This is a genomic window from Povalibacter uvarum, from assembly GCF_014202975.1.
GTDB lineage: Bacteria > Pseudomonadota > Gammaproteobacteria > Steroidobacterales > Steroidobacteraceae > Steroidobacter > Steroidobacter uvarum.
The window spans coordinates 778207-802243 of record NZ_JACHHZ010000001.1 but is presented as its reverse complement, the minus strand read 5'-3'; the positions used below and the strand labels follow the sequence as shown (position 1 = coordinate 802243).

The 24037-nt window shown below is 63.9% G+C and carries 21 protein-coding genes; 5 read left to right on the top strand and 16 right to left on the bottom strand.

Annotated features, from left to right (window positions below):
• Window positions 1-2: 2 nt before the first annotated feature.
• From kdsB to HNQ60_RS03395, 7 genes are all read right to left on the bottom strand, one after another.
• The gene (kdsB, locus tag HNQ60_RS03425) at window positions 3-764 is read right to left on the bottom strand and encodes a 3-deoxy-manno-octulosonate cytidylyltransferase (RefSeq protein WP_184329601.1); all 762 of its coding nucleotides are present in this window, start codon (window positions 762-764) and stop codon (window positions 3-5) included.
• Between the two features lie 13 nt (window positions 765-777).
• A complete protein-coding gene (locus HNQ60_RS03420; RefSeq protein ID WP_184329600.1) occupies window positions 778-966 on the bottom strand; it encodes a Trm112 family protein in 189 nt (62 codons plus the stop codon).
• 9 nt (window positions 967-975) lie between these two features.
• Window positions 976-2016 carry a tetraacyldisaccharide 4'-kinase gene (lpxK, locus tag HNQ60_RS03415; protein ID WP_184329599.1) on the bottom strand — a complete coding sequence of 347 codons (1041 nt, stop codon included), beginning with the start codon at window positions 2014-2016 and terminating at the stop codon, window positions 976-978.
• Between the two features lie 4 nt (window positions 2017-2020).
• On the bottom strand, window positions 2021-3781 hold the full coding sequence (gene msbA, locus HNQ60_RS03410) for a lipid A export permease/ATP-binding protein MsbA (RefSeq protein WP_184329598.1): 1761 nt from the start codon (window positions 3779-3781) through the stop codon (window positions 2021-2023).
• A gap of 22 nt (window positions 3782-3803) precedes the next feature.
• The gene (locus HNQ60_RS03405) at window positions 3804-4235 is read right to left on the bottom strand and encodes an ExbD/TolR family protein (protein ID WP_184329597.1); all 432 of its coding nucleotides are present in this window, start codon (window positions 4233-4235) and stop codon (window positions 3804-3806) included.
• Complete coding sequence (locus HNQ60_RS03400) at window positions 4232-4843, bottom strand: MotA/TolQ/ExbB proton channel family protein (RefSeq protein WP_184329596.1); 612 nt, start codon at window positions 4841-4843, stop codon at window positions 4232-4234. Before HNQ60_RS03400 ends, HNQ60_RS03405 begins: the two co-directional genes overlap by 4 nt.
• Before the next feature lie 161 nt (window positions 4844-5004).
• Window positions 5005-7290 carry a DNA internalization-related competence protein ComEC/Rec2 gene (locus HNQ60_RS03395; protein ID WP_184329595.1) on the bottom strand — a complete coding sequence of 762 codons (2286 nt, stop codon included), beginning with the start codon at window positions 7288-7290 and terminating at the stop codon, window positions 5005-5007.
• A 191-nt stretch (window positions 7291-7481) separates the two neighbouring features.
• On the opposite strand from HNQ60_RS03395, the gene HNQ60_RS03390 reads away from it, so the two are divergent.
• The gene (locus HNQ60_RS03390) at window positions 7482-7952 is read left to right on the top strand and encodes a DUF2062 domain-containing protein (protein WP_184329594.1); all 471 of its coding nucleotides are present in this window, start codon (window positions 7482-7484) and stop codon (window positions 7950-7952) included.
• A gap of 20 nt (window positions 7953-7972) precedes the next feature.
• Here HNQ60_RS03390 and lolD read toward each other — a convergent pair whose 3' ends face one another.
• The 4 genes from lolD to HNQ60_RS03370 all read right to left on the bottom strand — a co-directional run bounded on the left by lolD (window position 7973) and on the right by HNQ60_RS03370 (window position 12301).
• The gene (lolD, locus tag HNQ60_RS03385; RefSeq protein ID WP_184329593.1) at window positions 7973-8713 is read right to left on the bottom strand and encodes a lipoprotein-releasing ABC transporter ATP-binding protein LolD; all 741 of its coding nucleotides are present in this window, start codon (window positions 8711-8713) and stop codon (window positions 7973-7975) included.
• 57 nt (window positions 8714-8770) lie between these two features.
• Entirely contained in the window at window positions 8771-10015 is a 1245-nt protein-coding gene (locus HNQ60_RS03380; RefSeq protein WP_184329592.1) for a lipoprotein-releasing ABC transporter permease subunit, read from the bottom strand.
• Window positions 10008-11273 (bottom strand): lipoprotein-releasing ABC transporter permease subunit, encoded by a 1266-nt coding sequence (locus HNQ60_RS03375; protein WP_184329591.1) that lies wholly within the window; start codon window positions 11271-11273, stop codon window positions 10008-10010. The genes HNQ60_RS03380 and HNQ60_RS03375 overlap by 8 nt, the downstream gene beginning before the upstream one ends.
• 152 nt (window positions 11274-11425) lie before the next feature.
• Window positions 11426-12301, bottom strand: a complete 876-nt coding sequence (locus HNQ60_RS03370; protein WP_184329590.1) for a sulfite exporter TauE/SafE family protein — start codon at window positions 12299-12301, stop codon at window positions 11426-11428.
• A 169-nt stretch (window positions 12302-12470) separates the two neighbouring features.
• Here HNQ60_RS03370 and HNQ60_RS03365 point away from each other — a divergent pair, with 169 nt between their 5' ends.
• The 4 genes from HNQ60_RS03365 to HNQ60_RS03350 all read left to right on the top strand — a co-directional run bounded on the left by HNQ60_RS03365 (window position 12471) and on the right by HNQ60_RS03350 (window position 19126).
• On the top strand, window positions 12471-14372 hold the full coding sequence (locus tag HNQ60_RS03365; protein WP_184329589.1) for a glycoside hydrolase family 127 protein: 1902 nt from the start codon (window positions 12471-12473) through the stop codon (window positions 14370-14372).
• Window positions 14373-14458: 86 nt separating this feature from the next.
• The gene (locus tag HNQ60_RS03360) at window positions 14459-14743 is read left to right on the top strand and encodes a hypothetical protein (protein ID WP_184329588.1); all 285 of its coding nucleotides are present in this window, start codon (window positions 14459-14461) and stop codon (window positions 14741-14743) included.
• Window positions 14744-14960: 217 nt separating this feature from the next.
• Complete coding sequence (gene mfd, locus HNQ60_RS03355) at window positions 14961-18476, top strand: transcription-repair coupling factor (protein WP_221303992.1); 3516 nt, start codon at window positions 14961-14963, stop codon at window positions 18474-18476.
• Window positions 18477-18514: 38 nt separating this feature from the next.
• Window positions 18515-19126 carry a CsiV family protein gene (locus HNQ60_RS03350; RefSeq protein ID WP_184329587.1) on the top strand — a complete coding sequence of 204 codons (612 nt, stop codon included), beginning with the start codon at window positions 18515-18517 and terminating at the stop codon, window positions 19124-19126.
• Window positions 19127-19220: 94 nt separating this feature from the next.
• Here the strand turns inward: HNQ60_RS03350 and HNQ60_RS03345 are convergent, their stop codons facing one another.
• The 5 genes from HNQ60_RS03345 to HNQ60_RS03325 form a co-directional block, all read right to left on the bottom strand.
• Entirely contained in the window at window positions 19221-20165 is a 945-nt protein-coding gene (locus HNQ60_RS03345; protein WP_184329586.1) for a GGDEF domain-containing protein, read from the bottom strand.
• Between the two features lie 45 nt (window positions 20166-20210).
• A complete protein-coding gene (gene nagZ, locus HNQ60_RS03340) occupies window positions 20211-21254 on the bottom strand; it encodes a beta-N-acetylhexosaminidase (RefSeq protein ID WP_184329585.1) in 1044 nt (347 codons plus the stop codon).
• Between the two features lie 112 nt (window positions 21255-21366).
• Window positions 21367-21837, bottom strand: coding sequence for a CYTH domain-containing protein (locus tag HNQ60_RS03335; protein WP_184329584.1), 471 nt, complete (start codon window positions 21835-21837; stop codon window positions 21367-21369).
• Window positions 21838-21883: 46 nt separating this feature from the next.
• Window positions 21884-23215 (bottom strand): 23S rRNA (uracil(1939)-C(5))-methyltransferase RlmD, encoded by a 1332-nt coding sequence (rlmD, locus tag HNQ60_RS03330; protein ID WP_246433362.1) that lies wholly within the window; start codon window positions 23213-23215, stop codon window positions 21884-21886.
• The gene (locus tag HNQ60_RS03325; RefSeq protein ID WP_184329582.1) at window positions 23212-23991 is read right to left on the bottom strand and encodes a 3'-5' exonuclease; all 780 of its coding nucleotides are present in this window, start codon (window positions 23989-23991) and stop codon (window positions 23212-23214) included. The genes rlmD and HNQ60_RS03325 overlap by 4 nt, the downstream gene beginning before the upstream one ends.
• Between the last annotated feature and the right edge of the window lie 46 nt (window positions 23992-24037).

Below are 24037 nucleotides of genomic sequence, written 5' to 3'. Positions count from 1 at the left end.
AATCAGACGAGCTGCGCCCGCACTCGCTCGAGATCCTCCGGCGTATCGACGCCGACGCCAGGAACCTGGCCCGCAATCCCGACGACGATCTGCATGCCCGCCTGCAGCGCGCGTAACTGCTCGAGCCTCTCGAGAACTTCGAGATCACTCGGCGGCAGCGCCGTCATCGCACGCAACGCGCCCACCCGGTACGCATAGATTCCAAGATGTCGCTGTGCGCCAAGGATGCTCGTCTGGCTCTGCAATCCCTCACGCGCGCCGTCGCGATGCCACGGAATCGGCGCCCGACTGAAATAGAGCGCAGCCCCGCCCCGCGCGGTCGTCACCTTCACGACGTTCGGGTCCATGAACTCATGCAGGCTGGTGATCGGAGTCGAGAGCGTCGCGATATGCGCGCGCGCGTTCTGCTCGAGCAGCGCCGCAACCTGATCGACGAGCGCGGGAGGCAACTGCGGTTCGTCGCCCTGCACATTCACGACGATGAGATCGTCGGGCCAGTTCCGCTGGTTCGCGACCTCGGCGATACGATCCGTGCCGGATTGATGATCCGCTCGCGTCATCACGCCGATCTTTCGGCCCGACGGATCGACGGCCAGCTCCGCGACACGCGCGTCGTCCGTGGCGACCAGCACTTCTGAAGCGCGGCTCCGGCTCGCTGCGGCGATCACCCACTGGATCATCGGCTTGCCTGCAATATCAGCGAGCGCCTTCGCAGGCAGCCGTGTCGAAGCGTAGCGCGCGGGAATGACAACCTTGAACGACATGACGACGCCCGCTTCAGTTCTTGAGCAATTCGTCCTGGGGCTCGAGGCGTTGCGCCTCTTCCTCGAGCATCACGGGAATATCGTCGCGCACTGGATACGCGAGACGATCCGCACGGCAAACCAGCACCTGCTTCGCCCGCGAGTACTGCAGCGGACCTTTGCACACCGGGCAAGCAAGAATATCGAGCAGCTTCGTGTCCATGACGCGAGCTTACCGCGTCCCGGCGTGTGATCGCATTACAGTCTCGATCAGGCGACTCACGCGTGCACTGTCTTCGGGACTGACCACCGTTTCCAGCCGGACCGCCCAATGGCGCTCGTCGGCCCAGGTCCGGCATTTGACGGCGTCCTTTTCCGTCATCACCACCGGCGCGACGTCATCGAACACGATGTCCTCGCGCTTCAATGCGACATGATCCGGATGGGGATGCTCGATGATGTCGAGCCCCGCATCGCGAAGACTCGTGAAGAACGCCTGCGGGTTGCCAATACCCGCGATAGCGTGCACGCGCGTGCCGCGAAACGATTCGAGCGAACGTGTCCTGCGGGTCGCGAGGCCGATCGCATCGCCGACGTGCGCCTGAGCGACGATCTCTGCAAGGCCGACAACGAGCGGCTGAGACGGCGAAGCGGATCGCAGCGTCTTCACGAGCAGGTCGACGGATCGCAGTCTCGACACCGGCTCCCGCAATGGTCCTGCTGGCAACAGCAGTTGATTGCCGAAGCCGCGCTGGGCATCCGCAACTGCGATCTCTGCATCGCGGCCAAGGCGATAGTGCTGCAGCCCATCGTCGCAAACCACGATCTCGGCACCGAGTTCGATGGCCCGGGCAGCCGCCGCAACCCGATCGGGTCCGGCAACGACGATCGCTCCCGTCCTCAGCGCATGCAGAACGGCTTCGTCGCCGACTTCACTGGTCGGCGTCTCCGCATGAACATCGCGCGGCCAGTGAGCAGAATCTCCGCCATAGCCCCGCAGGACGACACCGACTCGCCGCCCCTGAGCCTGCAGGAACTGCGTCAGCCACATCACAAAAGGTGTTTTGCCGGTGCCGCCCACCGTGATGTTGCCGACCACGATGAGCGGGCGGCTCACATGGCGGACTTGCAAGATGCCGCTGCGATAGCCGATGCGCCTCACAGCGGCAACCAGACGGAACAGCAGGGATAGCGGAAACAGGACGATCAGCAGCCAGCGGGACCGTCCCTCGTACCACAGTCGCTGGAGCGTCAGGTCGCCTTGCGAAGCCATGGGGTCAGACGTTGAACTGCATGCGGTACAGCGTGGCGTATTGACCGTCGAGCGCCATCAGCTCGGCATGGGTGCCGGACTCGACGATGCGTCCCGCATCCATCACGACGATGCGATCCGCCTTCTCGACCGTCGACAGGCGGTGGGCGATCACGAGCGTCGTCCGGTTGTGCATCAGCTCCTCCAGCGCGCCCTGGATGAGACGCTCGGATTCCGTGTCGAGCGCCGACGTCGCCTCGTCGAGAATCAGGATCGGCGCGTTCTTCAGCAACGCTCGCGCAATCGAAATCCGCTGGCGCTGGCCGCCCGAGAGCAGCACGCCGCGATCGCCGACGACCGTGTCGAGACCAACCGGCATCTCGCGAATGAACTCCAGTGCATGCGCAGCCTGGGCGGCGCTTTCGATAGCGGCCGCCGGCACATCGCGCCCGAAGGCGATGTTCGCGCGAATGGTGTCGTTGAAGAGCACGACATCCTGGCTCACGAGTGCGATCTGGTCACGCAGCCCGTTGAGCTGATACTCGCGCACATCGTGCCCATCGATCCGCACGGTCCCGGCATCGACGTCATAGAACCGCGGAATCAGATTGACCAGCGTCGACTTCCCGCTGCCCGACTTGCCCACGATCGCGACCATCTCTCCTCGCGCGACGCGCAGGCTCACGCCGTGCAACGCCGCTCCCTTCCCTGCGGGATAGGAGAACGTGACGTCCTTGAAATCGATCTCCCCCCGCACTCGCTCGGGCCGCAGCGATCCGCCATCGACCTCGGCCGGCTCATCGATGAGATCGAATATGCTTTCACCGGCGGCAATGCCCTGCTGGATCGGGCCCGCGACATTGACCAGGCTGCGCAGCGGCTGCGCGATCTGCACGAGCGCCACGAGGAACGCCAGCAGATCGCCCATCGTCATGCGATTGCTGATTGCATCCGAGATCGCGATCGAGAGCACGAACGCCGAGCCGAACGACATGACCATCTGCACGACGGGATTCGAGAGTCCCTTCGTCAGCACCAGCCGCATGTGGGAACGGCGATTGTGTTCGTTGACCCGTTCGAACTGCTCGTTCTTGTAGGTCTGCGCGTTGTAGACCTTGATCACGCGCGGGGCTTCGAGCGTTTCCTTCGCGACGCTCGTAACGTCGCCCATCGAGTCCTGGATGCGGCGGCTGTAGCGGCGGAACCTGCGATTGATGATCGTCACGAGCCAGGCGATCACGGGCCCCATCGTCAGCGTGATCAGCGCAAGCCTTGGATTCAGGTAGAACAGCAGGAAGATCGAGCCGAACAGCGTCAGCGCCTCACGCACCGCGATCGTGATCGAATCCGTCGAGGCCTGCCCCACCTGCTCGGTGTTGTACGTCAGCCGGGACAACAGCGTCCCCGACGAATTGCGATCGTAGTAGCCGATCGGCAGCTGCGTGATGCGCTCGAAGATCTGGGATCGCAGGCGTTTGACGATTCGCCGGCCGACGTATCCCATGCAGTACGTCTGCGTGAAATCCCCCAGGCCGCGGAAGAAGAACAGTGTAATCAGCGCGATTGGCAGCAGCACGATCGTCCGCGGATCGCGGTTCTCGAACGTGCCGTCACCGAAGTACTTCGCGAACAGCGTGAACCCGAGCATGCTCGCGGAGTAGATCGCGGCTCCCAGGATGCCGAGCGCGAACATCGACCGGTGCGGCCGCAGATAGGTCAGGAGCCGCCTGTAAACCTGCCACGGGCCGTGCGCCGTCAGCTTCGATCCGTGTTCGGTCGGTGCCATGGTGACAGGATGGCGGCAGCGTTCAGGGCGTCGTGGCGCCGGGATCGTTGATCGTCGCCATGTTGATGCCGCGGAAACCCAGCCGGCCGACGACATCCATTGCCGTCACGACCGATTGATGCGTCGTCCGGGCATCGGCCCGGATGGTCACCGGGTTGTCGCGCTCCTGTCCGGCGAGCTTGGAAATTGCCGCGGACAACGTGGCAGGACTGTTGTTGAGCAGCGTCTTGCCGTTGACGCGATACTCGCCCGAGGCCGTGATGGTGACCTCGATCGGAGCGCTCTTCATCTGCGGCGGCGCTTCCGTGCTCGCCTGCGGCAACTGCAGTTCGATCCGCGATTCGTCGACGAAGGTCGTCGACACCATGAAGAAGATCAGCAGCAGCAGCACGACATCGATCAGCGATGTCAGGTTCAGATCCGGTTCCTCGTGCGAGGACGGCCGCAGGTTCATACGACCGCCCCCGCTTCGATTGCGTGCACGAGCTTGATGGCCTCTTTTTCCATCTTCACCACCAGCGTGGTGACGCGCCCGCGCAGATACTTGTAGGCCAGCAGCGCCGGGATCGCGACGGTCAGACCGGCCGCGGTCGTGATCAGCGCTTCGGCGATACCGCCTGCCAGCGCCATCGGATTGCCGGCTCCGGCCGTCGAGAGCGTGTTGAACGTCTTGATCATGCCGGTCACGGTGCCCAGCAGCCCGAGCAGCGGCGACACGGATGCGATGGTACCGAGCGTACTGATGAAGCGATCCAGTTCGTGGACCACGTGCCGCCCCGCGTCTTCGATCGCTTCCTTGATGATTGCCCGGTCGCGGTGCCGATTGGCGAGTCCCGCGGCGAGAATCTTGCCCAGCGCGGAATTCTGCTGCAGCGCCTGGATATGTTTGTCGGTGATCTGGTTCTGCTCGACCCACTTCCAGACCTTGTCGGTGAGTTCCGCGGGGACCACGCGTCTCCCCTGCAGGGTCCAGAGCCGTTCGAGGAAGATGGCGGCTGCGACGATCGATGCCAGGATGATCGGCACCATGACGATGCCGCCGGCTTTGACGATTTCAAACATGCAGGTGCTTGGGTCTTGTCGGCCTTGTTGTCGAGCCTCGAATACTAGCATTGACCGATAGCATCGGGCTGGCGGCGATCCTGACAGTCGATTAAGGCAATCCGGTGGCGGCTCGTGGCCTTCGCGCGGGTCCCTGCCTGCCGATCAGGGCGGACTGCAGATCAGGGCAAACCCGGGGCGCGCGTGCGCCAGTATCGAGGGTGATCCCTGCGAAATTCTCCCGGCGCCGCGATGCCGGCCGCGCCCACGACCAGCGAGATCGCTCCGCTCTGCGGCGTCGCCAGCGTCTGCGCCCCGTTCTCGCGCCAGCGTTCGACGACATCCTCCTTCGGAAATCCCCAGCGGTTGCGATAGCCGGCAGCAAACAGCACCCACGAGGGATCAGTGGCCTCGACCAGCGCCGGCGTCGAAGACGTCCGGCTCCCATGGTGGGGAGCCACGACCACGTCTGTCTGTGCGAGTCCCGCCGACACGATCGCCTCCTCGCCCTCGCGCTGAATGTCACCGGTGAGCAGCGCACTGCCGCCGGGACCGGCGATTCGCAGCACGCAGGACGACTCGTTGTCGCTTCCGGAAACGCCGGCGGCAGGATGCAGCACCTCGAATCTCACGCCATCCCAGATCCACTGCTGCCCGCGGACACAAATCTCGATAATGCGGCCCCTGGCGGCAACGGAAGGTCCCGCGAGCCACCGTCGCACTGGCAATCCCTTCGCGGTCGACTCCATGCCGCCCTGGTGATCGAGGTCGCCGTGACTGACGACGAGCGTATCGATGGTCCGGACGCCCTGGCTGCGAAGATACGGCAGTACAACCAGCTCGCCGGTGTCGCGTCCGCTGCGGAACGCGGGACCGGTATCGAAGACCAGCACTCGCGACCGGGTGCGCACGACAGCAGCGAGTCCTTGTCCCACATCGAGCAGTGTCAGATCGAACTCACCGGGTCGCAGAGACTCTGGGCGCCACAGCAGAGCCGGCAGACAAAGCACCGTAGCCGCGAGCCGCATCGGGAAGATGCCGGGAAGAACGAGCAGCAGCGCCCCAAAAAGCATCGCGACATGCGCTGGCAATGGAATCTGCGGCAGATGCCAGAGCGCGAGCGGCCACGTCGCAAACCACTCGAGCCCTGGCCACATGAATCGCAGCAGGTATGCGACGCACTTGAGCACAACCGCGCCCGAAGGCAGCCACAACGCAGCGAGGAAAGCGCCTACCAGCACCATTGGCACGATGATCAATGTAAAGAGCGGTACGGCAAGCGCATTCGCAATCGGTGAGACCAGGGAAATACTGCCAAAGGCGGCGGCAACGACCGGCAGCAAACCAAGCGTTACAGCGATCTGCACGCGCGCGAAATTTCCTATCGTCCCTTCCCTGCCGCGTCGGCCCGCGGTGGCCAGCAGAATGACGCCGACCGCTCCGAACGAAAGCCACGTGCCGACTGCCAGCGGTGCGAATGGATCCACCAGCAGCACAGCAACGAGCGCCGCGCCCATGATCCACCCGATCCCGATCTCTCGCCTCACTGCGCGCGCAGCAAAAGCAATGCACAGCATCGCAAGCGTTCGCTGTGTCGGAACCGACAAGCCCGCGAGGATCGAGTAGATCATCGCTGCCAATCCACCGCAGGCGACCTGCCCGTGAATCGCGGTCAGCCGAAGTTGCTGAGCGCCGGGCCAGTGCACGATCCGACCGCCCAGCCACGCGGCAAGCGTCGCGATCATCGTGATATGCAGCCCGGAGATGGCCATGAGGTGCGTCGTGCCCGTTGCAGCGAACACCCTCCATTGCTCGACGGACATCGCCTGTGTCTCTCCCACGGCAAGGCCCTGCAGGATGCCGAGCATCGGCTCGTTTCCGACGGCAGCGCCTATTCGTTCCGCCAGCCACCCCCGAACACGAAGCACCGCGTACGCCGTTTGCGCGGGCAGCAATCGCCTGTTTCGATCGTCGCTGCGAACGTAGCCCGTCGCACCGATTCCCTGGTGCAGGAGTTGCGCCTCGTAGTCGAAACCACCCGGGTTGGCGAAGCCGTTGCGCCGCTTGAGGCGCACGACGAAGCGCCAGCGTTCTCCCGGCAAAGGCCGTTGTGCGCCGTCGTACCAGGCGAGACGCAGTTTCGGCGGAACACCCGCGGGGCCCTCGAGGACAGCGAGCTCGAACTGAACGTCGGTCGCCGTCGCATCGGGCAGCGATGCGATGTCTCCCACGACGACCAGGTCGATACCTTCGAGAGCCTGGGGCAGGTCCTCCGCCAATCGCTGGGTGGCATGGAACCACGCGAGGGAAACGCCGATGAGCACGGCGACGGCGACGACCGAGCGCAGCCACAGCGCCGCCGCCAACAGGATCGCGACGATGGCCAGCCAGGGCCACACCGCGGGCAAAGCCGGCAGCAGATGAACCAGTACGTGGCCGGCAAGGAATGCAACGCCGATTCGCAGCATGTCCGCCTCCGTGCGGAACGAAGCAAGCCCGATTCGGCGCGTGCGATACTGGCGGTCTTACGCCGTCGCGCCGGGACGCCTCACTGTGCCGTACCGGGCGCGACGGTCTCATCGTATTTCTGTGACAAATGCCTCGAAGATTCTTCAAACCCCTAAGCCGCCAGCGACACAAGTGGAAGGAGCGCTGGTTCATGCGACCGTTCCGGCTGCTGCTGGAGCATCCGGTCTACTGGTCGTTGAACAGAAAGCATGTGACCCGCGCTTTCGCGCTCGGTCTGTTCCTCGCATTCCTGCCGCTGCCGATTCACATGCTGCTGGCAGCGATTCTTGCACTGACGCTGCGATTGAACGTCCCCGCCGCGATCATGGGCACGCTGCTGACGAATCCGCTGACGATCGTGCCGCTGTATGTTTTCGCGTACCTGGTTGGATGCACGCTGCTGGGCCTGGATCCCCAGCCCATGCACTTCGAGCTGAGCTGGGACTGGCTGTCAACCGAGCTGCTGCCGATCTGGAAACCCTTCCTGCTGGGTTGTCTCGTCATGGGCACGCTCACGGCGCTCGCGGGTTACATCCTGCTGGGCGGCATCTGGCACCTGGGACTGGTGCTCAAGTATCACGAGAGAAAAGGCACGCGGCGGGAACCCGACCAGCGGCTCTGAGGCAGGTCACACGCGACGACTCAGACCAGCCTGCCGTCCTCCAGTGTTTTCGTTCTCTGCAGCTTCGCCGCGAGCTCGGGCGCGTGAGTCACGATCACGAGCGCAGTACCGAACTCACGATTGAGCTCGAGCATCAGCTCGAACACCTGCCGCGCATTGTTGCCATCGAGATTTCCCGTGGGTTCGTCGGCCAGCACGACGCTCGGTCGCGTCACGAGCGCACGAGCGACAGCGGTACGTTGTCTCTCGCCACCTGACAACTGCGCAGGTCGATGATCCACACGCGCGCTCAGGCCGACACGGTTGAGCAGCTCTCGCGCCCGCTCCTTTGCCTCATTTACCGGCGTGCGGCGGATCAGCAGCGGCATCGCCACGTTCTCCAGCGCCGTGAACTCCGGAAGAAGATGATGGAACTGATAGACGAAGCCGAGCGCCTGGTTGCGCAGCTCGCCGCGGGCCGCATCGCTCAGATCGCCCACCGCCTGTCCCATCAGCGTGACCTTGCCGGAGCTTGGCAGATCGAGCCCGCCCAGCAACTGCAGCAGCGTCGTCTTGCCCGAACCTGAAGCACCGACGATCGCCAGGCGCTCACCCGCCGCCACGTCGAGATCGACTCCCTTGAGCACATCGACCCGCGTGTCGCCCTGCTGGAAATGCTTCGTGAGCCCGGTGACGGACAGCACCGCGGTGGGGCTCGAGGCTAGGGGCTCGAGGCGTGAGCCAGAGGCTGCCGATGCTGGTTGCCGATCGCTTCCGGTCATGAACTCTTGCTCCAACTGATTCTCGGTCGCAGCTCATTGCTCGCGACCTGCGCCTGGCTACTCATGTCGCAACGCCTGCGCGGGCTGTGTCTTGGCGGCACGCCACGACGGGTACAGCGTCGACAGACAGCACAACCCGAACGCGGTGGCGCTGATCTTCAACACATCCGGCCACTGCACCGCCGCGGGCAGATCGCTCATGAAGTAAACCTTCGCGTCCATGAACTGGATGCCGAGCAGACTCTCGAGGCCGTGAACCAGGCTTTCCAGATTCACCGAAATCAGCACACCGAGCGCCACACCGCACAGCGTGCCGATCAGCCCGATCGTCGTGCCCTGGACGACGAAGATTCCCAGAATGCTTCGGGGCGTCGCGCCCACCGTGCGCAGGATCGCGATGTCCGACTGCTTGTCCTTCACGACCATCACCAGCGTGGAGATGATGTTGAAAGCCGCGACTCCGACGACCAGCAGCAGGATGACGAACATCACGGACTTGGTGAGCTGGATCGCGCGGAAGAAGTTCGCATGCTTGCGCGTCCAGTCGTCGACGTAGTACCCGCCACCGAAGGACATCGCAAGATCGCGCACCACGCGCGGTGCGGTGAACATGTCGTTCAGCTTCAGCCTCAAGCCAGTGACCTGATCACCCATGCGATACAGCCGGGCTGCGTCGCTCATGTGCACGTAGGCGAGATTGCGATCGAACTCGTACATGCCCGACGAGAAGATCCCGACCACCTTGAAGCCTCGCATGCGGGGCATGATGCCGGCTGGCGTAACGACGGGCTGCGACGTTGCTATGACCACGCGACCACCGACGTCGACTCCGAGCGCCTTCGCGAGCTCCGCGCCGAGCACGATTCCGTACTCGCCCGCTGCCAGCGCATCGAAGGAGCCCTTGGACATCTTGTCCGCGATCGCGGCAACCTTCCGCTCCTCCTCCGGAAGAACACCAGTGACTGAAGCACCGCTGCTCTTGCTGCCGGTCACGAGCAGGACCTGGTCCTCCACGTACGGAACGGCTTCAGCGATCTCGGGGTTCTCGCGTGCTTTCGCGGCTAGCGTCTGCCAGTCGGCGATGCCGGATCCGAAACCGCTGATCGTCGCGTGGGACGTCAGGCTCAATATCCGGCCCCGCAGTTCCTGCTCGAAGCCGTTCATCACGGAAAGCACGACGATCAGCACGGCGACGCCGATCGCCACGCCGAGCATCGAAATGATCGAGATGAACGAAATGAATCGATTTCCGCTGCTCGCGCGGAGATAGCGTCGTCCGATGAGAAGCTCGTAGCTACTCATAACGCAGCGCCTCCGCGGGCTCGGTCGCTGCGCCACGGATGGCGGGATAGATCGTTGCCAGCACGGTCAGGACCAGCGCGGTCAGGGTGATCGCGATGACCTGCGGCCAGTGAACCTCCGAAGGCACCTGCGTGATGTAGTAAACCGTGGGATCGAAGATGTGGATGCCCAGCGTCCGCTCGAGCACCGGCACGATCGTCTCCACGTTGAATGCCAGCAACAGGCCGAGTCCGCATCCGAGCAACGCCCCGAACCATCCGATCACGACGCCTTGCGTGATGAAGATGGCGACGACGGATCGCGGCGTGAGGCCGACTGTGCGCAGGATCGCGATGTCGGTGCGCTTTTCGTTCACGACCATCACGAGCGCCGACACCGTGTTGAATGCCGCAACGGCGACGACGAGCATGAGGATGATCGACATCATCTTCTTTTCGATGCCGATCGCCCGGAAGTAGCTGGCGTTCTCGATCGACCAGTCGCTGGTCTCCAGATCACCGCCGAGCGTCCGCGCGATCTCGCCCACCCGTGACGGTGCGGCAAACACATCCGCGAACTTGAGCCGCAGACCGGCCGGCGAACCCTCAGTGCCAGCGAACGCCGCGGCGTCGGACAGGTTGATGAGCGCGAGCAATGTGTCGTGCTCCTGCAAGCCCACCTCGAAGATGCCGACCACGGTGAAAGTCTGGATCCGTGGCGTCAGATCGATGCCGGCCAGCATGCCCTCGCCTGCCGCTGCCTTCGTCGGCACGAGCGCGGTGATCTCATCCCCGATCTGGACTTCGAGCGTCCAGGCCAGGCCCGCGCCCAGCACGATGCGCTGCTCGCCCGGCACCAACAGATCGAGCGAGCCCGCCGTCATGTGCTTGCTGATGTCCGATACCTGGGATTCCAGTTGCGGATCGATGCCGCGAATCAGCGCGGGCCGCAACTCCTGGCCGCGGCCGACCATGCCCTGAAGATCGAGGAACGGCGCGGCACCCGTGACGCCCGGTTCAGTGCGGGCCTTCTCGGCCAGGCTTTGCCAGTCGCGCATGCGCTCGGGCGTGCCGGAAAGCGTTGCATGCGACGCCGGGCTCAGCAGCCGCGTGCGCAACTCGCTCTCCAGGCCATTCATGACCGAGATGATCGTGATGAGCGCGGTCACCCCGACGCAGATGCCGAGCATCGAGATCCAGCTGATGAACGACACGAAGAAACCGCGGCTGCGGCTTCGCACGTAGCGCATGCCGATGAACAGGGGCAGCGGATGAAACATGCGTCGGCGGGTAGAGACAACCTGGGGGAGATTCTTGTGGGACGTCGCCGCTGATCGGAATCCGACTCGCCGCGACCGAATGCGCGAAGGATTATAGGGGTTCCACGATCACCGCTGATACTGCGGACCGCGGACAGGGGCGACGGTTCCGTTCAATCCGCACGCCTGGCGAAGGCAGCCCGCAGCATGAGTGCAGCAGCGTAGAGGGTGACGAATACGACCAGCCAGCGCAGCCAGACCAGGGGAAGCTGTTTCACCACGAAAGCCGCAAGCAACACGGCCGGCACTCCGCCGATGAGCAAGCCCAGGGCTGCGCGCAGATCGTACCGGTTGCATCCGACGAAGCGCACGCCCGCGACCGGCATCAGGAATCCGCAGGAACCCATCATGATCGGGAACGCGGTGATCGGATTCATGCCAAGCAGGCTGACGAGGATCAGGCACGGTGCGTACAGACCGATGCCGAGCGTCATCAACGCGCCCAGCACGAAGTTGATCGCGATGGCGATGGCGAGATTCACCCCGGTGAGGCCGATCGCTTCGCCGCCCCGTGGCAGCAGCTCGAGATTGCTCATGAGGAAAAGCGTCGCGGCAACGAGCAGCGCGAAGCCCATCGAGATCTGGATCGCGCGCCTCGGCAACTTCGACACGATTCCCGCGCCCAACCACGCCCCGAGGACCGCCGACGCGATCATGCCGGTCAACGTCGTCGGATCGACGTCGACCACCGCGATAAAAATCAACGCCTGCGCGACGGTCGGGATCACGTGCCCGACGTTCAGCGTTCCCGGAATCAGCTCGTCGGGAACGACGCGCAGGAACTTGAACACCGAGGTCGTGGGAGCAAATGACCCGATGCCGAGCGTGTCGAAGAAGTTCGTGACGAAGCCGATCGCGACTCGCAGGAGGCCGGGCTTCGCCGGCTCTCCCTGGCGCATGCTGGCATTCGCGGCGCGCCACCAGCGCCAGGCGAAGTACGCGGCCAGAACGACGAGAACGCTCAGCAGTATCTGGGCAGTGGCAGTCACGACGAGCTCGCATGGCAAGGGAGCGGTTCGGCATCACCCGGCGTAGCTTTTCGTATCTTCATCGCCGGGCCGCCGCCATCGTTATCTCCCGGCGCGGAAAAAAAATCCAGTCACGAAATACGACCGCTTTCGCGTAAGCTGCCGCGACAGTCCTTGCATGGGCACCCGCATGACGCTTCGGATCCCTCGACGTACCTTTGTCGCCGCGGCATTCGGCACAGCCTCGCTGCCGCTCTGGCCCGCAACGTCGCTCGGACAAGCCTCGGGCCAAGTCACCACCATTCACAATCCGCTGCAGCCTTTCGATCTCAAGGATGTTCGTCTCGGGGCGGGCCCGGCACTGGAAGCCGCGCAGGTCAACCGACGCTATCTCTTGGAGCTCGATCCCGATCGCTTGCTCCACATGTTTCGCCTGACAGCTGGCCTTCCGAGCACGGCGGAGCCGCTCGGCGGATGGGAAGCACCCGACAATGAACTGCGCGGCCACTTTACCGGCCATTACCTGTCTGCCTGCGCACTGCTGGCGGCGCAGACTGGTGATGCTGAAGTCCGAGCACGCGGCGATCTCATGGTCACCGAACTTGCGAAATGCCAGGCAGCGCTGGGCAACGGCTTTCTCAGCGCTTTCCCCGAAGAACTGTTCGACCGGCTGCGTGCCGGCAAGCCCGCGTGGGCGCCCTTCTACACGCTCCACAAGATCATGGCGGGTCTGCTGGACTCGTACACGCTCAGCGGCAACGAAGCAGCCCTGCAGACGCTGCTCGGCATGGCGAAATGGACTGCCGCGTGGACTCAGCCTCTGAGCGAAGATCACATGGCTCGCGTGCTCGAGCGCGAATACGGCGGTATGAACGAGCTGCTGTACAACCTCGGCGCTGTCACGAAAGACGCGAAGTGGACGGAGCTCGCGCGCCGCTTCGACCACGAACGCGTCTTCGCACCGCTCGCCGCGGGTCGTGACGAACTGCAGGGACTGCACGTGAACACGACGATCCCCAAAGTCATCGGCGCTGCACGCGGCTACGAAGTCACCGGCGATCGTCGTCTCCAGAACGTTGCGGGCTACTTCTGGCACACCGTCACCGAACGACGCTGCTTCTGCACAGGCGGCACGAGCAGCGGCGAATCGTGGAATACGCCGCCGGGCCAACTCGCGAAGGAGCTTTCCGGCTACACGCAGGAGTGCTGCGTCACGTACAACATGCAGAAGCTGACGCGGCACCTCTTCCAGTGGACGGGCGACGCACGAGCCGCCGACTACTACGAGCGCGCCTACTACAACGGCATTCTCGGCGTGCAGCACCCGAGCGATGGCGACAAGCTCTATTACGTCCCGCTGCAAAGTGGTTTCTGGAAGCTCTTCGGTACGCCGCTGCACGATTTCTGGTGCTGCACGGGCAGCATGGCCGAATCGTTCGCCAAGCTCGGCGACAGCATCTATTTCCATGACGAGCGCGGCGTGTTCGTGAATCTCTTCGTGCCTTCGACGGTGACGTGGGCAGAGAAGGATGTGCGCCTCACGCAGGAAACTCGCTTCCCCGACTCCGATACCGTTCGCCTGACAGTTCATCTGAAGCGTCCGACGGCGATGCCCTTGCGGGTGCGCGTTCCCTCGTGGGTTCAGGGCGGCTCCGCATCGCTCAACGGACGGGCACTCGATGGCTTCGCTTCACCGGGCAGCTACTTCGTCGTCGATCGACGCTGGCGCGACGGCGATGTGCTGGAGGTTCGCCTGCCGATGCGCTTGCACTACGCGGTGATTCCGGACGATCCCACCTTGCGCGCCGTCATGTACGGGCCGATCGTTCTCGCAGGTCGACTCGGCGCGGCGGGACTCACCAAGGACAATCTTCGGGCGGGACCAACGAAACCACGCACGATCCCGGAGTACACCTCCGATCCGGTAGCCGCGCCCGCAATCGTTGGAGGATCCGACGACCCGTCGAACTGGTTGCGCCCGGTCGCGGGACGGCCGCTCGAATTCCAGGCGACGGGCCAGGCGACCCCTCTCACCCTGGTGCCCCTGCACCGGGTGTTCGACGAGCGGTATGCGGTCTACTGGAAAGTGTGAACTGCGACACCAAATGACGGGCCTGCGCTTGGCCGTTATGTAAGGGCTGCTATACAGTGGCTGCGTCGTTTCCTGGAGGACTGACCATGCGCGCTGCGCCCCGGATTAGCATTCTCGCTGCCGCCTTTGCTGCCCTCGTCGGCAGCGCAGCAGCTGTACATGCGGACGAATTGCAGATGCCCGCCTCGACGTCATCGACCGGATCGACGCCGTCCCGCGGCATGTCGATGGAAAAGGTCGAAGCGACGTTCGGCGCCCCTTCCAATCGGGAACCCGCCGTCGGGCAACCGCCGATCACACGCTGGGAATATCCCGCCTACGTGGTGTACTTCGAGAACAACATCGTGCTGCACACGGTGGTGAAGAGCTGAAGCAAGATTGGCCAGCCAGCCGTTAGCCGGCTAGCCAGAGCGGAATGAGGCCAGGCCCGACAATGTCGGGCCTTTTCTTTTTGGTGCCCCGACAATGTCGGGCCTTTTCTTTTTGGTGCCCCGACAACGTCGGGCCTTTTTCTTTTCCGGTTCTCCCCCAACTGATACCCTCGCCCGCCTTCGGGGACGCAGTGCGCGTCTGCCCGAGTGCTGTCATTTGTCATTGCGAATCGACGACGTCCTCAAGATGCCACTGAACGACGAACTCCTTCTTCCCAGCAAAGCCCAGATCCATGTTCGCTGGGGCCAGCTCTACGGATCAGCGACTTCACTGTCGCTGGCGGAAGCGGCCCGGCGATCCTCCGCGCCCGTGCTGGTCATCGCAGCCGACGCCCGGCAGGCGAGTCGCTACGAAGACGAGCTTCGCTTCTTCTCCGAGCCCGGGATGTACATCGAGAGTTTCCCGGACTGGGAGACGCTGCCTTACGACCTGTTCTCGCCGCATCCTGACATCGTCTCGCAGCGCCTGCGCATGCTGGCCGCGCTGCCGCGGCTGACCAAGGGCATCGTCATCATCGATCTCGAAACCCTTCTGCAGCGGCTCCCGCCGCACACGTATATCGATGCGCATGCATTCGATCTCTCGACGCAGGAACGGCTCGATGTCGAGAAGTTTCGTGAGCGCCTCGTTGGCGCCGGCTACGTCGCGAGCTCGCAGGTCATCGCACCGGGCGAGTTCGCGGTGCGCGGGTCGCTGATCGACCTGTTCCCGATGGGCAGCGCGACGCCCTATCGCATCGATCTGTTCGACGATGAGGTCGAGAGCATCCGCATCTTCGATCCCGAGACGCAACGCTCGGGCGACAAGGTGAAGGCCTTGCGCCTGCTGCCCGCCCGGGAGTTTCCGCTGACGGCGGACGGCATCCAGGCGTTCAAGCGCCGCTTCCGCATTCGCTTTCCCGGCGATCTCACCAAGATGTCGCTCTACCAGGACATCGCGGAAGGCGCGCCGCCAGCGGGCATCGAGTACTACCTGCCGCTGTTCTTCGACACGAGCGCGACGCTGTTCGAGTACCTGCCACCGAACACGCTGATCGCTGCCGACATCGACATGGAAGCGCTCGCGGGACAGGCGTTCTCGGAGATCCAGATCCGGTACGACCAGCGCGGCCACGACGCATCGCGTCCGATCCTCGCCCCGAATGAAGTGTTCATGCCGCCAGCCGAGGTCATGCAACGCCGCACGGCCTTCCGGCGCATCGACCTGTCGCGAGTGGAGCTCGATCCACTGACACAGACGTTGCCCTTCCAGAATTTCGGAACGAAGGCGCCGCCGCATCTGCGTGTCGATCAACGCAGCGATGATCCCGCTCGGGGACTGACTGCCTTCCTCTCGGAGTTCCAGGGACGCGTATTGATCGCCGCGGAATCCGCGGGTCGCCGCGAGATGCTGCTCGACGTGCTGCGCAAGCGGATGGTCGCGCCCGCGCTCGTCGATCACTGGCCCGCCTTCCGCGACAGCGATGCGCCTCTCGCCATCACGGTCTCGCCGATCTCGACCGGTCTCGTCCTCGAACGGCCGCATCTCGCACTGATTGCCGAGGAACAGCTCTTCGGCGAACGCGCCCGACAGGAGCGCCGGCGACGCCGACCCGAGCGCGATCCTGAAAAAATCATTCGCGACCTGACCGACCTGCGCGCAGGCTCGCCCGTCGTTCACGAACACTACGGCGTCGGTCGGTTCCTTGGATTGCAGACGCTGGACGTCGGCGGCCTCACCAGCGAATTCCTGGTGCTCGAGTACGCCGATAACGACAAGCTGTACGTGCCGGTTCACGCGCTCGACCTCATCAGCCGCTACACCGGCTCGCCGGCGGAATCCGCTCCGCTGCACAAGCTGGGCACGGATGCGTGGCAAAAGGCGAAGAAGAAGGCGGCGCAGCGCATTCGCGACACGGCGGCTGAATTGCTCGACTTGTATTCGCGCCGCGCCGCGCGCCAGGGCGAACAACTCGCCGCGAACGAGGACGACCTTCGCGCCTTCGAAGCGCAGTTCAAGTTCGAAGAGACACCGGACCAGGCCCAGGCCATCGAGGCCGTCGTCGCCGATCTCGCCAGCGGCCGCCCGATGGATCGCGTCGTCTGCGGCGACGTCGGCTTCGGCAAGACGGAAGTCGCACTGCGCGCCGCGTTCGTCGCGGTACAGGCCGGCAAGCAAGTCGTAGTGCTCGTGCCTACGACCCTGCTGGCGCAGCAGCACTACCAGACATTCGCCGACCGGTTCGCCGACTGGCCCGTGAAAGTCGAATCGCTATCGCGCTTTCGCAGCACGAAAGAAGTCGACCAGGTGCTGCAGGGCCTCGAGCAGGGCAAGGTCGACATCGTCGTCGGCACGCATCGCCTGCTTCAAACGGGCATCAAGTTCGCGCGCCTCGGCCTCGTGATCATCGACGAAGAACATCGCTTCGGCGTCAAGGACAAGGAACGCCTGAAGCAACTGCGCGCCGAAGTGGATGTGCTGACACTCACCGCGACGCCGATCCCGCGCACGTTGAACATGGCGATGGGCGGCCTGCGCGAGTTGTCACTGATCACGACGCCGCCAGTGTCGCGTCTGTCGATCAAGACGTTCGTCTCGCAGTGGGACCCTGCAACGATCCGCGAGGCCTGCCTGCGCGAAATCCGCCGTGGCGGTCAGATCTATTTCGTTCACAACGCCGTCGAGACGATCGAGCGCACGGCAAAGGCACTGGCGGAGATCGTGCCCGAAGCGCGAATCGCGATCGGCCACGGACAGATGCGGGAGCGGGAGCTCGAGCAGGTCATGCTCGATTTCTATCATCAGCGCACGAACCTGCTCGTCTGCACGACGATCGTCGAAAGCGGCATCGACGTGCCTTCGGCCAACACGATCATCATCGATCGCGCCGACAAGCTCGGCCTCGCCCAGCTCCATCAGCTGCGCGGTCGCGTCGGCCGCTCTCATCACCAGGCGTACGCCTACCTGATGACGCCGCCACGCAATGTGATGACGGGCGATGCAGCGAAGCGGCTCGAAGCCATCGAATCTCTCGAAGACCTGGGCGCGGGCTTCACGCTTGCGACGCACGATCTCGAGATCCGCGGTGCCGGCGAGCTGCTCGGGGAGGAGCAGACGGGCCAGATACAGGAGATCGGCTACGCGCTCTACATGGAGATGCTGGAGCGAGCCGTGAACGCGCTGAAGTCGGGCAAGGTCCCCGATCTCGAAGGCGCCATGCACCAGGGACCCGAAGTCGACCTGCATCTGCCAGCGCTTCTGCCTGACGACTACTTGCCGGACGTTCACCTGCGACTGGTCCTCTACAAGCGCATCGCTGCCGCACCGACGAACGACGAGTTGCGCGAGATGCAGGTGGAGATGATCGATCGCTTCGGCCTGTTGCCGCCGCAGGCGAAGAATCTCTTCCGCATCGCCGAGCTGAAGCTCGCGGCGAAGGAGCTGGGACTGCGCAAGATGGACATCGGTCCGGGCGGCGGATCGGTCACGTTCGAGTCCGACACTCGGGTCGATCCAGGCGTCCTGATCCGTTACGTGCAGCAGAATGCGCGCACGCATCGACTCGAAGGCGGCGTGAAACTGCGCTTCACGCTCAAGCTGGAGACGGACGAACGCCGGTTCGAAACCGCCGTGCAATTGATCGACGCGCTCGGCAAGAAGCCACCGCCGGCCGCGCCTCCGAAGCGGAAATGACGCGGCCGACCTTCCGGGACTCTTGATACACTCGAAGCATGAACAAGCTCGGCATCGTGAAGACAGCGGCGCTGGCCGCCCTGGCATTGATGGTGGGGTCGGCGGGCGCGCAGCAGTCAGGACTACAGTCCTACGATGTCGAACTCGTCATCTTCCGCAACCTGACGGGCGGCGCTTCCGCCGAAGATTGGGGACAGGAATCGGGACTGACGCAGAACTCACCGCTCGGCGATGAAGAAAGCACGCCCGGTGCAGCGGTCGAGGTTCCTCCACCGCCGCCGGTTGCGACGGCGACGGAAACTTTCCCTGCGCTCCCTGCGGCGAGGATCAAGCTCTCCGCAATCGCTGATTCCCTGCGCCGCAGCCGCGGTTATCAGCCGCTCGCCCATTTCGGCTGGACACAGCCTGGCTTTCCGCGCACGGAAGCTCACTACATGTCGATCGATTCGCAGGCAACGCCGGGATCAGGATTGACGGGGCGCGTGGCGCTCTCACGTGGACGCTATCTGCATCTCACGATGGACCTGGTGCTGGAAGGAAACGGCGAACGATACGTGCTGCGCCAGACGCGCCGGATGCGAAGTAATGAGCGGCACTACATCGATCATCCGAAGTTCGGCGTGATCGCGCTGGTGACGCCGGCGACTTAGGAAGTCGCGCCGGCAGTGTCATTCCCGCGAAAGCGGGAATCCATTCGGATCAAGGACGGACTCCCGCCTGCGCGGGAGTGACGAGGAACGTGCCTTACTCGCACTCCCTGCTCACTACCCGGTTCCGGCCCAGATCCTTCGCATCCTTCAGGGCCTTGATGGCGGCCTGATAGATCTTGTTGGGCGGAGCATCGTGCGGCGGCACGAGAGAAACGACACCCGCGCTGGCAGTCACGTAGCGCGAAACGCTGGAACGCGGATGGTGGATCGCGAGATCGCGCACCCGCGCGAGCACAGCTTCCGCGAGCTTCGATGCCTGCGACAGATCGAGCCCCGTGGTGAGCGCTGCAATCTGGTCTTCATCGAAGCGGCCGCAGAGATCGCTGGCGCGGCGGAAACATCCACCTACGACGCGCGCGACGCGACGGAACGATTGATCCGATCCCTGCCGGCCGAACACGTCGCGATAGTGGGAATAGTTGTCGAGATCGAAGACGAGGAAGCTCAGGCGGCGCGACTCGCGCTGCGCCAGGCCCCAATCGCGCTTGATCAGTTCTTCGAAGTAAGGCCGGCGCAGCAGGCCGGTCAGCTTGTCGTCCCGCAGATACGCCAGCATGGTCTGCGTATTCATCGACGGATCGCGCGCTTCCGGGCGAGCCTCCGTGCGGGTCACACCTGCTTCACGGTGGAAGCTGGCGTAGTGAGTGATCTGCCCTTCCGGACTGCGCAACGGCGCCAGGACGACCTCGTTCCAGAACTGGGTGCCGTCACTGCGGTAGTTGCGCAACGTCGCGCGGCAGCTGTTGCCGTCGCGCAGGGCTTCGCGGATTCGGTCCAGGCCTTCCTGGTCGTGGTCCTCGGCCTGCAGGAATCGCAGATTGCGACCGAGCATGGCATCGGCCTTATAGCCGGTCAGATGCTCCATCGCGGGATTCACATAGGTCACGTGCCAGTGGCCGGACGTGGCTTCACAGAGGGCGACTGCCTCGGGAGCCGTCTCCACCATGGTCTTGAACAGATTTGGATCTACCGTGCTCATCGTCACAACCGAAACGGATCGCCTTTGACCCTTATGCGCCTGACCCTACGCGTCCAGCCTCAGATCCGGCCGGTCCATCGTGCCCTTGATCGCCTGCTCGCAGGTTTGCCAGTCGGCCGTCCCGCGCAAAGCGATCCGGTCTGTTCCCTGCCTGCCGTGCAGACGCGCCAATCGAATATGGCTCAGAGGATCTCCGCTTCCCCGCAAAGAATCGATGACTTGGAGCACACCTTGGCGATTGTTGCAGATGGGGACGATGTCGCAGCCGGCTGCAAGCGCGGCTCGAACGCGTTCCGGCATGTCCCCGACGACGCCGGCACCCGCCATTGATAGGTCATCGGAGAAGATCGCCCCGCCGAACCGGAGCCTCCCGCGCAGCTCATCCTGAAGCCAGCGACGGGAAAACCCTGCAGGAAGCGGGTCGACTTCAGCAAAGACCACATGCGCCGCCATGACCGAGGCCAGCCCGTTGTCGATCATCCGCTCGTACGGGTAGATATCGTCGTCCATGTCGGCCAGGGGCCGACGGTCGACGGGCATCGCAACATGGGAGTCCGGGACGACCGCTCCATGACCCGGAAAATGCTTGGCCGTCGCGGACATACCGGCGTCCTTCATGCCGTTCGCGAAGGCGATGGCCAGCTCGGCAACCACCCTGGGATTGCGGTGAAAGGCCCGGTCCCCGATGACCGAGCTCATCCCGTAGTCGAGGTCCACGACCGGGGCGAAGCTCATATCGATCCCTACAGCCAGGCACTCGGCGGCGAGGAGCCATCCGCACTGCCGGGCAAGCTGACGCCCCGCGGCCGGATCGATGTCGTACTGTCGGCCGATCGTCCTCATGGGCGGCAGGACCGTGAAGTCCTTCCGGAAGCGCTGTACCCGCCCCCCTTCGTGGTCGACCGCCACGAGCAACGGCGGCGTCCTGACCGCCCGGATGCTGGCCACTAGTGCTTCCAGCTGCTCGATGCTCGCGAAATTGCGGGTAAAGAGGATGCACCCGCCCACCAGGGGATGCGCCAGCAGGTCCCGGTCCTCGGCTGTGAGCTCGAGCCCGGCGACGTCGATCATGAGGGGGCCGAGAGTCATACGCGGAACCCGAGGCTCGAGGCGCGAGGCGTGAGGCGTGAGCCCCGGTCAGATGGCCAGGTCATTTGCCCCTTCTGGCTCGAGCCACGAGCCTCAAGCCTCAAGCCTCTTTTCATACCCACTCCCGATACGGCTTCAGCGCCAGATTGAAATTGTAGTACCGCACGTCGTCGGTCACTTCCTCACCCAGCCAGGGCGGTCGTGTGAACTGCGCCTGTTCGCTGGGCAACTCGATCTCAGCGACGATCAATCCCGCATTGGCGCCGAGGAATTCATCGATCTCCCAGGCGAGCTCACCCGCGGGAATGCGATGACGATACTTTTCCAGCAAGGGACCATTGCACAGTTCGCTGAGGATTTCATCGGCATCGGCCCGAGGGATGGGGTACTCGAATTCCAGGCGAGTCATGCCCGAGCGTTTTGCCTTGATGTTGAGCCACGCTTGCTCGCCGGCGACTCGGGCGCGAATCGAACACGCGGCGCCCGATGTGAGGTAGCCCTGCTTCAGCAGTTCGCGGCTCTGCACTTGCACACGCCACTCATCGGAGCGGACGAGGAATTTGCGTTCGATTTCGAGAGCCATAAGGAGAAGCGGTTGGCGGTTGGCGGTTAGCCAGATCAGAAGATATTCACCGAGTGAAGACGGCGACGGATTCGACGTGGGCGGTGTGGGGGAACATGTCCATGACGCCGGCGGCAGTGAGTTTGAAGCCGTGTTCACGGACGAGGATGCCGGCGTCGCGTGCGAGGGTGCCGGGGTGGCACGAAACGTAAACCAGACGTTTCGCGCCGGATGCGGCGACGACGGGCAGGACTTCCTCGGCGCCAGCGCGGGGTGGATCGAGCAGTACTTTGTCGTAGCGGCGTTTCGCCCAGCGTTCCTGATTCACATCGGGCGCGGCGAGGTTGCCGGTGAAGAACTCGGCGTTCGTGAGACCGTTTCGTTGTGCGTTCTCGCGGGCGCGCGCGACGAGGCCCGCCTCGCCCTCCACGCCCACGACTTCCTTCGCGAGGCGCGCCAGCGGCAGCGAGAAATTACCCAGCCCGCAGAAGAGGTCGAGAACAGATTCTGTCGGCGCCGGTTCGAGCAGCTTCATGACCCTATCGATCATCGCCTCGTTCAATGCGCCGTTCACCTGCACGAAGTCCGTGGGCTGAAACTGGATGGTGACGTCGAACTGGGGCAATCGATAGCTCAACGCGGGAGCGTTGCCGCTCAATGGCGCGACGGTTTCGTAGCCGCCGGGCTGCAAGTACAGGATCAGTGCGTTGTCGCGCTCGAACTTGCGCAGATGTTCCAGATCCATTTCGGTGAGCGGTTCGAGCACGCGGATCACGAGCGCGACCGCATCGTCAGCGACGGCGACTTCGATCTGCGGCAGTCGATTGCGAATGCTCAGAGACGTCAGCAGCTGGGACAGCGCGGGAATCAGTGCGTCGACCGGTGCGCGAAGGATCTCGCAACGCTGCAGATGGGCGATGTAGCTAGTGGAGCGTTCCTTGAACCCGACTACGACGCGATCCTTCTTCGGCACCCAGCGAGCCGCCAGGCGCGCGCGCCTTCGATAATTCCAGCTGTCGGCCTGCAGAGGCGGCAGGATCTCGCCCGCAGTGACCTTGCCGATTCGCGTGAGGCCATCGATGAGCTGCCGCTGCTTGAACTCGATCTGCTTGCCGGCCGACAGGTGCTGGAGCGCGCAGCCGCCGCAAACCCCGAAGTGCTGGCAGCGCGGTTCGACACGATCCGGGGATGGCTCCAGCACCTTCCCGAGCCGGGCATCGTCGAAGTTCGGGCCACGCTTCGTCATGACCCACTCGACGCGCTCGCCCGGCAATGCGTCTTCGACGAAGACGACCTTGCCGTTCAGGTGCGTGACGCCGCGACCTTCGTGCGACAGATCCTCGATGACGGAAATCTGTGGAGCCGCCGGCAGTCGCGCTCCGCGTGATCGTCTGCTCAAACCTGGACCTCTTGCCACGCCGCGAGGAATTCCTCGAAGTGCGGCTTTGCCTGTGCACGCAACGCGGCGCGCACGCGCTCGCATTCGTGGTGATACTCGTCGCGCGACAACATGCCCCGCATCAGCTCGAATCGCAGGTACACGAGGAACGTGTTGAGCACGTCGGTTTCGCAGTAGTTGCGGATCTCGTCGATCTGGCCCGCGAGATAGGCATCCCACACCTTGTCGCCGCTCATCCCGAGCTTCCCGGGCAGACCGAGCAGCATTGCCGCCGCCTGCAGGCTGACCCTGGCCCGCGACTGGAAGCTCGACAGCACGTCCATCAGATCGAGGTGGCGGGTGTGATAGCGATTCAGATAGTTGTTGAACCGGAAAGCCTGGTCCTCGTTGCCCGTCTCCCAATAGCGCGGCGCCTGGATGCCGTGACGCATGGCGCGATAGTGCAGCACCGGCAGATCGAAGCCGCCGCCATTCCACGAAACCAGATCGGGCGTGTACTTCTCGATGCCGTCGAAGAATCTCTGGATGAGCTCGGCTTCCGGCGCGCCGGGATCGCCGAGCGACCACACCTTGAACGTATCGCCGGTGCGCAATGCCACGGAGATCGTGATCACGCGCTGCTGCTCGTACGAGAGGAACTCGCTGCCGGTCGCCTCGCGGCGTTTGGCCTGCATGACGTAGCCGACTTCCTTGTCGCTCAGCCCGTCGAGGTCATAGACCCGGCGACCCAGCTCGACGTCAGGGATGGTTTCGATATCGAAGGCAAAAACAGGCATAGGAAGAAGTGACTGGCGGATGGCGGATGGTCAGAACGCGGAAGAG